General features: G+C 40.3%; 12 protein-coding genes. 9 read left to right on the top strand and 3 right to left on the bottom strand.

Going from position 1 to position 14,987, the window contains the following annotated elements:
* The first annotated feature begins 140 nt into the window (after positions 1-140).
* The 3 genes from IQ246_RS02280 to IQ246_RS02270 all read left to right on the top strand — a co-directional run bounded on the left by IQ246_RS02280 (position 141) and on the right by IQ246_RS02270 (position 3,244).
* Positions 141-983 carry a DUF2382 domain-containing protein gene (locus IQ246_RS02280; protein WP_193999728.1) on the top strand — a complete coding sequence of 281 codons (843 nt, stop codon included), beginning with the start codon at positions 141-143 and terminating at the stop codon, positions 981-983.
* 287 nt (positions 984-1,270) lie between these two features.
* Positions 1,271-2,173, top strand: a complete 903-nt coding sequence (locus tag IQ246_RS02275; protein WP_193999726.1) for a DUF2382 domain-containing protein — start codon at positions 1,271-1,273, stop codon at positions 2,171-2,173.
* Between the two features lie 177 nt (positions 2,174-2,350).
* Positions 2,351-3,244: a YsnF/AvaK domain-containing protein gene (locus tag IQ246_RS02270; RefSeq protein WP_193999724.1), complete on the top strand. Its 894-nt coding sequence runs from the start codon at positions 2,351-2,353 to the stop codon at positions 3,242-3,244.
* Between the two features lie 73 nt (positions 3,245-3,317).
* Here the strand turns inward: IQ246_RS02270 and IQ246_RS02265 are convergent, their stop codons facing one another.
* Positions 3,318-4,577 (bottom strand): MFS transporter, encoded by a 1,260-nt coding sequence (locus IQ246_RS02265; RefSeq protein ID WP_244141907.1) that lies wholly within the window; start codon positions 4,575-4,577, stop codon positions 3,318-3,320.
* A gap of 32 nt (positions 4,578-4,609) precedes the next feature.
* Between IQ246_RS02265 and IQ246_RS02260 the strand changes: the two genes are divergently transcribed.
* Positions 4,610-5,524: an ion channel gene (locus tag IQ246_RS02260; RefSeq protein WP_193999722.1), complete on the top strand. Its 915-nt coding sequence runs from the start codon at positions 4,610-4,612 to the stop codon at positions 5,522-5,524.
* Between the two features lie 53 nt (positions 5,525-5,577).
* On the opposite strand, the gene IQ246_RS02255 is transcribed toward IQ246_RS02260, so the two are convergent.
* Entirely contained in the window at positions 5,578-5,787 is a 210-nt protein-coding gene (locus IQ246_RS02255; protein WP_193999720.1) for a hypothetical protein, read from the bottom strand.
* 524 nt (positions 5,788-6,311) lie between these two features.
* Here IQ246_RS02255 and IQ246_RS02250 point away from each other — a divergent pair.
* From IQ246_RS02250 to IQ246_RS02240, 3 genes are all read left to right on the top strand, one after another.
* Complete coding sequence (locus IQ246_RS02250) at positions 6,312-8,027, top strand: alpha/beta hydrolase (protein ID WP_193999718.1); 1,716 nt, start codon at positions 6,312-6,314, stop codon at positions 8,025-8,027.
* A 1,031-nt stretch (positions 8,028-9,058) separates the two neighbouring features.
* Positions 9,059-9,925: an SDR family oxidoreductase gene (locus tag IQ246_RS02245; protein ID WP_193999716.1), complete on the top strand. Its 867-nt coding sequence runs from the start codon at positions 9,059-9,061 to the stop codon at positions 9,923-9,925.
* 301 nt (positions 9,926-10,226) lie between these two features.
* Entirely contained in the window at positions 10,227-11,732 is a 1,506-nt protein-coding gene (locus tag IQ246_RS02240; RefSeq protein ID WP_193999714.1) for a glycosyl hydrolase family 57, read from the top strand.
* A gap of 155 nt (positions 11,733-11,887) precedes the next feature.
* Here IQ246_RS02240 and IQ246_RS02235 read toward each other — a convergent pair whose 3' ends face one another.
* Positions 11,888-13,246, bottom strand: a complete 1,359-nt coding sequence (locus IQ246_RS02235; RefSeq protein WP_193999712.1) for an ATP-binding protein — start codon at positions 13,244-13,246, stop codon at positions 11,888-11,890.
* 51 nt (positions 13,247-13,297) lie between these two features.
* Between IQ246_RS02235 and IQ246_RS30750 the strand changes: the two genes are divergently transcribed.
* Positions 13,298-13,432, top strand: coding sequence for a hypothetical protein (locus IQ246_RS30750; RefSeq protein WP_255515424.1), 135 nt, complete (start codon positions 13,298-13,300; stop codon positions 13,430-13,432).
* 473 nt (positions 13,433-13,905) lie between these two features.
* Entirely contained in the window at positions 13,906-14,961 is a 1,056-nt protein-coding gene (locus IQ246_RS02230; protein ID WP_193999710.1) for a permease, read from the top strand.
* Positions 14,962-14,987: the final 26 nt, after the last annotated feature.

The following is a 14,987-nucleotide window of genomic DNA, read 5'->3' as shown; positions in this document are numbered from 1 at the left end:
ATCTCTACGAGTCAGTTCACGAATCAAATCGGATTACTATTCTGAAATATCTCACTGGAATTAAGTCGTCAGTAGGAGGAAAACCAGCATAATATTTTCTACGCTGGTAAATATATATTCCGAACAACTTGGGAACAGATATGCCTCTTCACAAACTTGAACATTTTGATCCAAACTATCGAGAAACTTTTAGCGGTGATGATGTTAAAGCATTGGACGTTTATACTCAAGGAGGAGAAAGAATTGGCTCAGTTGCCGATGTTTTAGTTGATCAAGACGGTCGTTTTCGGTATTTAGTTCTTGACACCAGCTTAGACTATGTTAGTAAAAAAATACTACTACCCATTGGTCTTTCGCGCATCAACTATCCTGAAAGACGCGTCTATGTCAATGGACTGAGTAAAGAGCAAGTAGAGAATTTACCTGAGTACGCAGAAAACGCGATCGTTGATGAAGATTATGAAGAAAAAGTACGCAGTGTGTTTCGTTCATCAACTAGCAATGTGACTTATGAACGCGAGACATATAATTACCAGCAAGAACCAGCTTTATATGATTTAAATGAGCAATATAATCAAACTTTCAGACTCTATGAAGAACGCTTAATTGCTAATAAGCACCGTGTAAAAACCGGAGAAGTAGCAGTTAGTAAGCACATTGAAACGGAAACTGCACGCGTTGCAGTACCTATTCAAAAAGAACGTGTTTTGATCGAGCGAGTTCCGCCTACAGCAGGAAGGACGGTAGTAGATCCCAATGAACTTAAGTTCCAAGCAGGGGAAGTAGCACGCATAGAAGTGTACGAAGAAACGCCTGACATTCATAAAGAAGCATTTGTGCGTGAAGAAATCCGAGTAAAGAAAGTAGTAGAGCAAGATACAGTGGAAGCACAAGACACAATTCGTCGAGAAGAGTTAGATGTGCATACGGCGGGTGAGCTACGTGTGGATGATAATGGTGGGACTCCACATCAAGCTATTTAAGTAACTATTGAAAAAATTTGTTTGACTGACATATTTCTCTTCAAAAATTATGCAGGCAGAGTCAAATATCTCTACCTGCACTTTTAATTTTGTCAGCAACAATGCACTAAAATAATTGCATTTTCAAAAATAAATACTGAAATATTTTTATTATTTATGTAGCTAAAAATACTTATAACTTTTGATGCTTATTTCTTAATAAAATTCCTTCGTTAGAAGGAGGTAAAAAAGTAAACAAATGTCTAACTTGGTAATTATGAGATACAAAAAAAATGAGGGATAATATAATGGTTCTTTACAAATTAGAAGATTTTGAGCCTAATTACCGAGATACCTTTGAAGGTCGTGAAATTAAGGGACTTGGTGTTTATACAGAAAGAACTGATGAAAAGATTGGCTCTATCAGTGATGTTTTGGTAGATGAAGAAGGTCATTTTCGCTATCTAGTAGTTGACCTAGGTTTCTGGATTTTTGGTAAGAAAGTATTGCTTCCCATTGGTCGTACTCGTATTGACTACAATGCTGATCGTGCCTACGCTGTTGGCATGACTAGAGAACAGGCAGAAGCTTTACCTGAGTTTGATGAACGCCAAACTCTTGATTATGACTATGAAGAACGGGTGCGTGGAGTATATCGGGGTTCCGGAGACTACAACACTCGACCTTTGGAAGCATCAACACCCTTGGAAGCATCAGCACCAATTGGTACAAACTATCAGCCAACAACGACCCCCACACCAACTTATAACCGCGATAATTACACTTACGAACATGAACCTTCTTTATACGGTTTAAATGAGGGAGATCATCAAACCCTGAGATTGTATGAAGAAAGATTAGTTGCCAATAAGAGACGCCAAAAAGCTGGAGAAGTAGCAATTGGCAAACGCGTTGAAACCGAGACTGCACGAGTTGCAGTACCAGTGGAAAGAGAGCGAGTTGTAATTGAACGTGTAACTCCAACAGATGCGGGGACTACTGTTTCCTCGCGCGAAGCTGACTTCCGGGAAGGCGAAGTTGCTCGTATGGAAATTCATGAAGAAACTCCTGAGATTCGCAAAGAAGCATTTTTGCGTGAAGAAGTCAGAGTTAGAAAAGTTGTGGATCAAGACACAGTTGAGACTCAAGAAACCGTGCGTCGCGAAGAGTTAGATGTGGATGCTTCTGGTCTTCCGATTGAAGAACGATAACCGACATAGTAATTAGTTTTTAGCAAATAACTAATTACTAATTACTAATTAAATATAGTACAGGTGAGGCTGTTTGATTAGCTTTACCTGTATTTGTAATAACTCAATATGGTAAATAATTAAGATATCTGAGTAAAAATTAATTCATAGATTTTGTATATATGTGAATAGCTAACGATGGCAAACAACGTTGGACAGGCAAACTTAAAATCTCGCGTTAACAACTTGCTGGCAGACCTGAAAAACAAAGTAAAAAACTTTACCGTATTCGACAGGCATGGTCAGCGAGTAGGCGAAGTTCAGAATTTAGTTGTAGATGTTAATCATCAGCTAAATTTAATTATATCTAAACAGGCAAATCAATCGACTTTAGAATACAGTCACAAGTTGGGAGATCAACATTTTTTATTCCGATTACATAGCCAGAGAATAAAAAAAATTGATAAGCCCACTAAATCTGTTTTCATAGATCTAGACCACTTAGAAATAGAGCTTATGCCTGAATATTTAGGTACAGAAACACCAGGTGAACAGAAACTATCAGGAAACTCAGCTGAGCAAACGCAAACACTGTATAGTCAAACTATAGATAACCAGGTTGAGCCAGTAAATTTAGCAGATATCGGAGAAGAAAAGATTATTCGTTTACTAGAGGAACGGTTAACCGTTGAAACTGGTAAGCGAAAAGTTGGTGAGGTTATTGTTCGCAAAGAAATTGAAACCCGGATGATACAAGTTCCAATCCGGCGTGAGAAATTGATTGTAGAACAAATCAGCCCAGAACACAAACAACTTGCAGAAATTGATTTAGGACAAGAGGAAATTTCTAGTATTGAGTTGACTGAAGCGGAAAGACTTGAAATTACAAATTTTGGTGGTTTAACAGTGAGTGGCGAATTTAATTCGCCTAAAATCGCTAGTTTACTATTAAATGCGATCGCCCTAGAGCGAAATCATGGATGTAAGCAAGTGCGAGTAACCATTGCTGTTGAAGATGAGTCACGTCAGAAAAAGTACCAGGAGTGGTTTGATCGCTGTTCTAAAGGTCAACAACCGAAACCGGAAAAATAAGCATCTCGCAAATTAATTAGCAGTAGGGTGAGCAATGCTTACCCTACATTTTTTAGTAGAAATTTAATAATTTCTATTTTACTTGCTGTGCGTATCCTTTGCGAGTAACTATTGCCAAAAACAATACTAAAAAAGTAAGCATTCCGGCTAAATATAACGGATAGCTATAAGTTTTAGGATTCGATTGATGAATCAGCATTCCAGCAATCACAGGCCCAACACCATTGGCGATGCTTAAATAAGATGCGTTCAATCCCATTGCTGTTCCTTGGTCTTGTGGCTTAGCGTTGAGAGAAATTAGTGTGTTGATCATGGGTTGAACTAGAGAATTGAACAGAGAAAAAAGTATACTAACTCCTACAAAATAAACGATGTTTGGCCAAACTGGCATGAGAACAAATGATAGACTTCGGATAAATAAGCCTAAGAATAATATACTAACTAGATTAAATTTCCGGCTGAGAATTGAGACTCCCCAAGTTTGCATGATTACACTTAGTACTCCAAATGTGAGAAACATCAGTGTCAAAGACTGGCTATTTTGACCCAACACGTTAAGAAAGTAGGGTTGAAAAGCATAAGTGAAGATAGTAAAAGTTGTGCCAATAAAAAAATTAATTACTAGCAGAATACCAACTCTAGGTATAGCGAAGCCCTTAATTAAATTCCCTAAACCCAAATCAAAGATGTTGTGTGCTTTCTCTGCTTTATTTTGTATAGTTTCAGGTAAATAAAAGACTGTAATTAAAACCGCTATAAATGCAACTGCACTCGAAACTAAAAATGCAGTACCCAAAGAAATCTGCTGTGCTAATAAACTTGTAACTGGCCCCAATACAAAGCCTAATCCTAATGCTGCTCCATAAATCCCAAATCCTCGAGCGCGATTTTCTGGAGTGGTAATATCTGAAATAACCGCTTGAGCCACGGAAGTATTGCCTCCAGTGATGCCATCTAAGAGTCGAGCTAGAAAAAGAACAACTGCCGTTGTCGCTGTTCCAGCTATTAAGTTAGCAATGACAGTTCCAGCTAAACTGATAATCAGTAAGGGCTTGCGTCCAAAGCGATCTGAGAGTTTACCAATGACAGGAGTCGCAAAAAACTGAGCTATAGAGTAAATCGAAAATAACAAACTAGTCTGGAAATCGTTAAGCCCAAATTGTTTCCCATAAAGATAGATAATGGGAATTAAAACTGTAAAACTAAGAGAATTAATAAAGGCAATTAAAGCAGTAATCCAAAAATTTCGATTCATCAGCGATATATAACCACCAGGTTGTAACTTTGCGATCGCTCGCACTGCAACTGAAAACAGCGACTTTTCAATAGTCATACTACCACTCGCCGTTCTTTTGGCTACTCCCAATGAAATTTCGACTGAAGCGACTTTCACAGAAGCAACGACAGCGCTTGATCCCACGAATTCATATCAAAATCCAAGATGGACAATTTGAGATTATGGGTATGGGTGTATGGTATTCCTACTGGCGTGACCCTTACCATCTGTTACTAACGATTCCTTGGACTGCCTTTCTGGCTTTAATAGCTGTTCTGTATGTGGCTACTAATACGCTATTTGCTTTAGCTTACCTGGCAGGAGGCGATTGTATTGAGAACGCTCGACCTGGCTATTTTTTAGATGCCTTTTTCTTTAGTGTGCAGACGCTGGCATCTATTGGCTATGGTGCGATGTATCCGAAAACAACTTATGCCAATACCATTGTGACGATTGAAGCGATGGCAGGTTTGGTGGGAATTGCTGTGATGACTGGACTAGCTTTCGCCCGATTTTCTCGACCAACTGCCAGGGTTCTATTTAGCCATGTAGCAGTGATTACACCTCACGAGGGAGTGCCGACTTTGATGTTTCGCGCCGCTAATGAGCGCCGCAACCAGATTCTGGAGGCGCAGATGCGCGTCTATTTGATGCGCGACGAAGTGACGGTAGAAGGGCAGTTCATGCGTCGCTTCCACGATCTCAAACTGCTGAGAAGCCAAACCCCTAGTTTCATGTTAAGTTGGTCGGCGATGCACCCAATTGATGAGTATAGTCCTCTATATGGGATGACACCTGAGTCGCTAATTCAAACAAAAACTACTCTTGTAATCTCGCTAAGTGGCATTGATGAAACAGTTGCACAGGTTGTCCATGCTCGTCATCACTATAGTGCTAATGATATTTTGTGGAACTATCGGTTTGTCGATATCATTCATTACACAGACGAAGGACATCGCTACATCGACTACAATGAATTCCACGATATTTTGCCTTTAGATTAACGTGATCTGCCAACGAACGAAATTCGTTCGTTAGATTAAGTAATGAATTACGGTTAGGACTGCTCTTGAGTATCAGAAGTTTCATTGAGCAGTGTTGGTAATGGTTTAACAACAACCCGACCATTTTCAACCACAGTGCAATTTTTAACCCTGCTTTTGCTGTAGTTGACCGGCACATCCTGGCACTGGTTTTGGTGAAAGTTATTTTGCTCCTGTTGTTGGTTAAGGACAACGACACAACAGGGGCAGGAACTGACTGACATAAAAGGTATTTTGATATCTATATTAATTATCGCGCTGCCAATATCATTTTGCTGAAAAATTTGCAAATCCTATTTTTTGACACTCTCCGGGCTGAAGCCACGTACAAATCACGAGTACCTTTGAGTTTTAATCGCCCAATACCTTAAAATACAATAAAAAGCCGTCCTATAAGGCAATATCTTAGCCAAAAAAAGAAGTAGTCTAGTTTTTGCCGAAATAGCCCAACACAAGACCATGCTTGATTATTAGGCAGAACGTCAAACCCCAGTCCAGACGTATACGCAGTCAAAATTACTTCCACACAAACCATACAGGAATTGGCTCAGTTTTTTGCCGGATGGCAAAAACAAGCGTGTAAAATCTTAGGTTTGTCCTGTAATTAAGCCTCGTAAATTGGCGAAGGTATTAATAAGGACGAGGCTTTAGACCCAGTTTTTCGGTAAACCGGAAAGTGGTACATCTCCCGCCCCGCTTTCCTCCCAGCCTAAACTTATTTGGTAGGGTTAAACAGCGGATTGTTCCTATGAAAAAATTTCTGAAATACCTGAGTTTAGGGCTGCTATCTACTGTTTGTACGGCAACTCCTGGACTGGGAGCCGATCGCATCAGCTTTTATTACCCTCCTTTTGGAGAATTTTCTTTGTCAGTTAACTCGCTGGAAACTTTTGCCAAAGAAGGCAAAATCGATGAAGACCTTTCATTTTATGCCAGTCGTGCAACTCCCGAACAACTCGCTCAACTGCGGGATTTACTCCAACAACGCTTCAATGTCACTCCTACTTTAGTATCTCAAGTTACCTACTCACCTGTAGGTGAGCAGCTTATGAAGCGTTTAGGAGAGCTATTACTCACTGAGTCTCGAAAAAATGGCTTCTATGCCATACGTGCTGCTTTAATTTTGGCTGCTGCTGATAAAGAAGGCTTAACAGTTGTGAATTTGCTGCGTCTGTTTCCCAGCGATACTATACGGGTGAATTTCGCAGAGGGACTAAGGATAGTCGATGACTTGTCACAATTGCTTAAAAGAAGAGATCAGGTTGTGGCTTTTCTGAAAAAAGAAGCGCTTCGCACTTCGCTTGGTACCGCTTCGCGTAACGGCCAAACTGTTGACTTTTCGCAAAAACTTGATTTGCGATCGCCCGGAAAATTCCGCTGGGATATCAAAAGCCTGGAGCTAAATGACATTTCTCGCAACCGCCGAATGCCGGTGGATCTCTATTTACCTGTAGCAACCCCACAAAACACACCAGCTACATCCTCGCCGCCCTTTCCCCTAATGGTAATTTCTCATGGCGTCGCCTCAGACCGCTCTACCTTTGTCTACTTGGCTAAACATCTAGCATCCTATGGCTTTGCTGTTGCGGTGCTGGAACACCCTGGTAGTAATGCAGAACGCTTTGAGCAATATTTTGCAGGTTTAGCAGGCCCACCAGAAGCCCAAGAATTTATTAACCGACCCTTGGATATCAAATTTCTACTTGATGAACTCCAGCGTTTGGAAAAGGTTGATCCTAACGTCCAAGGGAAACTCAATTTTCAGCAAGTCGGTGCGATCGGTCATTCGTTTGGTGGTTATACTGTTTTGAGTTTGGCAGGAGCAAAAATTAACTTTGACCAACTCCGCAGGGATTGTAATTCCAATAATTCATCCTTAAATGTGTCCCTGGTTTTGCAGTGTCAAGCAATTGAGTTACCTCCAGCAAGTTATCAACTCAAAGACGATCGCATTAAGGTTGTTATTGCTATTAATCCTGTTGGCAGTGCTATTTTTGGTGAAAGTGGGATAAGTCAAATTAAAGTTCCTGTAATGTTGGTGACAGGTAGTCAAGATATTTTCGCCCCAGCCGTATCAGAACAGATTCGCCCCTTCACCTGGCTTTCCAGTCTCAACAAGTACCTAGTCTTGATTGAAAATGCCACTCACTTCACTGCTATTGACGAACCTACTGCTGAGAATAATGTGTTACCTGTGCCACAAGCCTTGCTCGGCCCCGACCGGACTGCGGCTTATTCTTATCTCAACGCCTTAAGTGTGGCTTTCTTAGAAAGCTATCTTCTTAACCGCCCAGAATACAGCTCTTATTTGCAGCAATCCTACGCCCAATTCATCAGCAAAGAACCTCTTAATCTTAGTATTTTTCAATCGGTTCCAACACTTCAGTTAAATCAAATCTTGAATGGGTCAACTCCCCAATCACTTGAGCCATCAAATTCTCAACCTGTCTCTGTCCCGCCTTAGTTATATTAGGTTAGGGAAAATAAATAGCAAAAGTGCCTGATGACTGAATTCGTGGCTACAAAAAAGAAGTCCGCATAAGCGGACTTTAATTTATCAAAACCTGCGATCGCAAGTTTTCTTTAGATAGCCTTAGAAGTTAGATATATCTATATATATACAGGACTTACGCAAGTGTCACAAAAATCTCAATTTTTTGTTTGTAGTGAGGACTAAAGTCCTTACCACGAACTTAAAATAATATGCCAGTTGCGTAAGTCCTGATATATAGGATTCCTATTTGATTTTTGAAAAAACTGCCTACACCTCTAACTCCCCATCCCCCATTCCCCCATCTCTACGAATCAGTTCACGAATCAAATCGGATTACTATATGTGTGCACTTGGAATACTGAAATCTTTGCACCGCAGACTAGGCAATGATCCCCGTCTAGTTATACCGAAGAAGATTACTGGCAATTTGAAATGAGGGTATAAATAAAATGCTTTTTTTGTATCTAAGGCTACGGTTTTCTGATAAAAATTTTGTAATGCAACCAAGTTTGTTGCAGTTATAGAGGATGATCAGAGTTTTTGTCAGGGAATTAAGACATTTATCAAGCAGTGTTTATAAAAACTTATATAACAAAAAATTTTCTATATATATACTGGATGTTAACAAGTATTAAGTAATGCTGATTTAAAAAATATTGCAATACCTTGATTTAGTTGCTAACGTGTGTATGTCAACGATGCTGATGAACGCTCTGAATCTAAAAGAGGTAAAACCTATGAGCTACATCCATTCAGCCAACTGTGTTAAGAACTGATTGTGGGGTTAAAAGCGAGAAATTTCTACCTCGTATGGATGAATGATGAGGTATTGCAGATTAACCCAGAAATATCTTGCTTCTCAAGGCTAAGTGCCCTTTTGATTTCAATTACAACTAATTATTTGTCTTACCCTGTGCCCGGATGCGAGTAGTTCTAACTGTGTCTGTAGGCAATGAAGAATAAAGAGTGCGGTAAGACTTAGATTTTGGAGGTTAAAAACCATGAATATTCAAGGTAAGGCTGCTCTAATTACTGGGGCTTCCCGTGGTATTGGGAGAGCGATCGCTCTGCAACTAGCCCAACAAGGCATACAGCGGCTGATATTAGTAGCACGCGATCGCCAAAAGTTAGTCGAGGTAGCCAGCGAAATCGAGGCGATGGGTGTAGAGACTGCGATCGTAGCGTTAGATTTAACTCAGTCAGTAGCTGTGAATATTGCCATTGCCCAGCTTTGGCGCAGTTATGGCCCAATACATCTACTGGTTAATTGTGCGGGAGTCGCATACCAAAACTCGTTCTTGCAATCTAAACTACCCCAAGTTCAAGAAGAACTCTCTGTGAACTTATTAGGAATGTACACCTTGACAAGCCTGATAGCTCGACGCATGGCCAGCCAAAAGCAAGGGACAATCGTGAATGTGTCGAGCCTGATGGGGAAAGTCGCCGCACCAACAATGGCAACTTACTCAGCTACCAAGTTCGCAATCTTAGGGTTTACTCAAGCTCTGCGTCGAGAATTAGCGGAACACAATATCCGAGTGATCGCATTACTGCCTTCTCTCACAGACACAGACATGGTGCGCGACTTGAAATTATTTCGCTGGGTGATCCCCATGACTCCCCAGCAAGTGGCTCAAGTACTCGTCACCGGACTGCAAAGAGATGCACCAGAAATTTTAGTTGGATGGCAATGTCATTTAGCAGTATGGTGTCAACGCCTTGCTCCTTGGTTGCTAGATCTGATTTTACGAATAGCAACTCCGCCGAGAAAACAACAGCCTGGCGAAAAACTGAAGAAGCTAATACCAAAACTGAATTTTTCGACGAAAATGCATCGTTTCAGTGATTTGTTCTGGTCAAGAACATGATTACTTTCGTGCAGACACGTAAGTTTTGATGATTCAGTTCGTAAATCAAGACGGTTGAGGTTGTCTTGGAACTGCTGCAAGCAAAGCAGTGGCGCTAGCTTTGCAGCAGTAATAAGACGATTATTCTTTAGAAAACAGTACGCAAACTTTTAAGCTTGTATTCTTTTCAACTATCAGAGTCCGTAATAGACGCGATTAATAGCGTCTCTCCTAACTACCTAATAAAGATATCTCAACTAAACAGGTGAGGCTGTTGCATTGGTTAGATAATTAAATAGCCTTTATTTCGGAGCAACTAGAAATGCTTTCCTTCCCTACAACTCTTACTACTTTGCCCGAAATCATTGATGGCTTGCCGAATATTTCTGGTTGGGAAACAGAGGTTCTCTCTGTTGTTAACCATGATCAGCCTGTATTTTTACCAACAACGAATATCCGATTAAAAGATATAAATGCTGTGTTTGCGATCGCCTTACACATGCACCAGCCAACTATACCCGCTGGACATGATGGTGCATTCATCAGCAATCTGCAATACATGTTTGAACATCCCAATGAAGGGGATAACCACAATGCTGGGCCTTTTGCCTATTGTTACAGCCGCATGGGAGACTTAATTCCCGAACTCGTCAATCAAGGTTGCAATCCGCGCGTGATGTTGGATTACTCTGGTAATCTTCTGTGGGGACTCAGACAGATGGGACGTAGCGACGTACTCGATAACCTCAAACGAATTACTTGCGATTCTACTTATCAACCTTATGTAGAGTGGTTGGGTACAATGTGGAGCCATGCCGTTATTCCTTCTACACCCATACCTGATATTAAATTGCATATCATCGCGTGGCAACATCAGTTTGCGGCAATTTTTGGCTGGGAAGCACTGGCGCGAGTTAAAGGATTTTCACCCCCAGAAATGCATTTGCCAAACCACCCCGATACCCTATTTGAATTTGTCAAAGCGCTAAAAGAATGTGGATATCGCTGGCTACTTGTGCAAGAACATTCTATCGAAACAATTAACGGTCAATCTATCACCCACAAACATTTACCACACCGTTTAATTGCCCGCAATTCTCAAGGTGAAACAATTAGCATCACAGCTTTGATTAAAACCCAAGGTTCAGATACTAAATTAGTTGCACAAATGCAACCTTATTATGAAGCCAAAACCCTATCTAAACAACAAATAGGAAGTGTATTTGTGCCGCCAATAGTTAGTCAAATTGGTGATGGCGAAAATGGTGGCGTCATGATGAATGAATTTCCTAGCGCTTTCAACCAAGCTTGGCGCGATATGGTGCAGTACGGGGGAGGAAAATCAGGTGTTGTTGGGGTATGTGGTACAGAATATTTGGAACTAATTGAAGCCGCTGGTTGTAAACCTGAAGACTATCCAACTTGTCAGCCAGTAGGACAACATCATATTTGGGAACGAGTTTCACCAGACAATTGCCAACCCGAAGCTGTAGAGATTGCTATTAAAGAATTAAAGCAAATTAACCCCAATTTTCACATGGATGGAGCCTCGTGGACGAATCATATTAGTTGGGTAGAAGGATATGAAAATGTTTTGACTCCCATGTATAAATTAAGCAGCTTATTTCATCAAAAGGTTGATCCCTTACCGCAAATTAACTCAGCAGAATCTGTTACTAGACAATCTCACTACCGCAGTCTTCTGCTACATAATCTTTTGCTGCAAACAAGCTGTTTTCGTTATTGGGGACAAGGCGCTTGGACTGATTACGCACGCGATATCTACCAACGTGGCGAAAATTTACTGTTATCAACATTTAAAGAATAATCGTAAAAAACGTGAGATTTGAATCTCCTGACTGATTTTAAAAGTCTTTTCGACAAAGCTTCCAGTCAGGAGCGATCGCGCAACTCCCTTTTTTCCTATCCCCCATTCCCTATCTCTACGAGTCAGTTCACGAATCAAATCGGATTACTATATTGCTATACCAAAGGCAAAAGTATTTCAAATTCAGTACCTAAACCTAGTTGGGAACGAAAATTCAATTTACCACCATGTTTTGCCAGAATAATCCGATAACTTACTGTTAGACTAGTCTCTTTACCAGCCCTTTTTTCTATAGAGAAAGACTCAATAATTTGTTGTTGTAACTCCTGAGACATTCCAGGGCCATTGTCAGCAATGCGAATTAACACCCAGCGAGAATCTGGTGCATTTGGATTGTTTGCTTTCTGTGAAATAACTTCTGTAGTAATCTCAATTCGAGGCTTTGGAACAGTTTTTGTGTCCTCTACATGCAATTGTTGGCGTACTGCTTCATTCAGTAAAGTATCTACAGCTTCGCTTAAAATATTCATAAAAACCTGGTTTAGCTGACCTATAAAGCAATACAATGGTGGCAGTTTACCATAATATTTTATTATTTCAATTTCTCCTTGGAGACGGCTATTAATTAATAAAATAATACTATCTATACAAGCATGTAAATCTACTGGTTTTGGATAAATTTCATCAATATGACAGAAATTTTGCAAGCTGGTGACGAGTTTTTTTAATCTTTCTGCTCCAGTGCGGATACTAGCAAGCGATCGCGATAAATCTTGTTCTAAAAAATCAAATTCAATCTCTTCTTTAATCTGAAGAATTTCTTCAGAAGCTGATGGTAATTCTTGGTCGTAAGCTGCTATTAACTTGAGTAAATCTTGGCTGTAGTTTGAAACATAAGTTAAGTTACCCCAAATAAAACCCACGGGGTCTAAAATTTCGTGTGCTACCCCATCAACTAAACGCCCCAAATTAGCCATTTTATCATTTTGAATTATCTGAACTTGGCTACGTTCATACCGCACCAAATTTTCGATTCCTTGAATTTGCCAAGAAGTAATATTCAACTCCTGTACATCTAATAATCTGTAGACACCAGATGCCGTCTTGACTACAATTGGTTCTGCTAATAGTTCAGGCGATCGCTTTAAGCTAAGTTGCATCGCAGTCAAAATAGATGTTGTATCAGGAAGTAGCAAAATCGTTGTCCGTGTATAGCTGTAGATAACACTTAACGATTTCTGAAAAAACACCTCTTGTCCATGCGGGCGAATCAAAAACTCTAGCAGTCGCCGCCGGGAAATCATCCCAGTGAACTTTCCCTGTTCTACCAAGATTGCTCCTGGTAGCAAGGGATATCTTTCAAAAAAATTAGCGATCTCTGCACCAGTACAGTTGATTTCCACTTGGAAATTGTACATTGATAATTCTTGGAGGGTTGACTCTAAACCGAGATCGCGATCGCTACCCTCAGACAAAAATGGTGGTAAGATTTTGCAACTGAATTCTTCTGACACTAGACACCCTGGTTTTTACAAAGACAGGTAAAAGGGATTGGGGGTTGGGGATTGGGCATTGGGCATTGGGCATTGGGCATTGGGCATTGGGGTAGTGGTATTCAAATGAAAATTATGGAATTTGCCATAACCCCAACTGAGCGATTTTTGGACAAAAGACTTATTAGCAGTTATTGTACCGGCTAAACTTTGTTGTTGCAGTTTTAGGATTTTTGTAGTAGCAAATCAACTAAAGCTCAGAGGAGATTTTGCTTGAAATAAGCAGAGTCAATGATGGTAGTACCAACGATCCCAAAATATTGAATAAGTGTAAATCCTTGATGAAAATGCGCCTAGGCTAACATACTATCAAACAAATTACGGTAAATATAAACATAAGTGATTAAATGTTGTATGAGTAGCTAGCTACTTGCGGTTTAGCATCGGAACAATTTCGGAAGTTAGACAATCTTAGGACTAGTCATCGACAGTAAATACACTCAGGTAAAATCCATATTTAGGAAGAAGAAAGGTTTATAGCGCTTAAGCGTTACTTGAAAATAAAGAGCAATGATCTGTTCAAATGTTGTTTAATTGTCCCTACATGCTTTTGATCCCCATTTCGATAGAATGACTAGGCAGAACCCTAAAACTCAAAATCGCTTTTGACTGCGACGCTCATGAATCAACTGAACAATGGTTTTACGTTATTTTTAAGTCTGCTAGTCGAGGCGATGCCGTTTTTGCTTCTTGGGGTTTTATTCTCCAGTTTGCTATTATTTTTTGTGGATGAGCGCAAATTGGTGGAAAAAATGCCCAAAAATCCGCTACTAGGTGCTTTATTCGGCAGTATGATCGGCATTTTCTTTCCGGTGTGTGAGTGCGGCAATGTGCCAGTGGCGCGGCGGTTGTTGATGCAGGGAGTACCCACACCAGTAGCAATTGGCTTTTTATTAGCAGCACCGACAATTAACCCAATTGTAATTTGGTCAACTTGGACGGCATTTCGAGATCAGCCGGAAATAGTGGTGTTACGAGTCGTATTTTCCTTATTAATCGCCACAATTATCGGTTTTATTTTCAGTTTTCAAAAAGACTTAAGTCCTATCGTTCAACCTGCGATCGCTCGTTATTTGAAGTTTAATCCACCCTCAAAACCTGAACCCAAACACCGCAAGGGACGTTATCAGGTAGAACATGAAGCAACAGCACCCAGTTTATTACAATCGGGAACTTATTTTATTGGAGAAAAAGCGGGTATACCCACGCGAATAGACAATGATTTCATCCAGACAAATGCCTCGCCTTATAGCCCCAGTAAACCACTTGCAGATAAACTGCGCCTATTAGTAGATAATAGCATTCAAGAACTGCGGGAACTGGGAGCAGTGATGGTTATCGGAAGTGCGATCGCTGCGGCTATTCAAGTGCTAGCTCCTCGCGAACTGATCCTCAGTCTAGGTGCGGGGCCCATTAGCTCAATTGTTGCCATGCTGATATTAGCAGCAGTAGTGTCAATTTGTTCTACAGTAGATTCATTTTTTGCCCTATCTTTTGCCTCGACCTTTAGTAGTGGTTCTTTATTAGCGTTTCTGGTATTTGGGCCAATGATTGATATCAAATCTGTAGGCTTGATGCTATCAATTTTTAAGCCTAGAGCTATCTTTTATCTTTTTGCTTTAGCAGCCCAGCTGACATTTTTGTTCACACTTTTCATTAACTTACACGTAATTTAAAAAATTCGTCAATAATCAAAAGTCTA

The sequence above is a fragment of the aff. Roholtiella sp. LEGE 12411 genome (genome assembly GCF_015206995.1).
GTDB lineage: Bacteria > Cyanobacteriota > Cyanobacteriia > Cyanobacteriales > Nostocaceae > Komarekiella.
The sequence above is the reverse complement of the archived record's forward strand: the minus strand, read 5'-3'. Positions and strand labels throughout refer to the sequence as shown.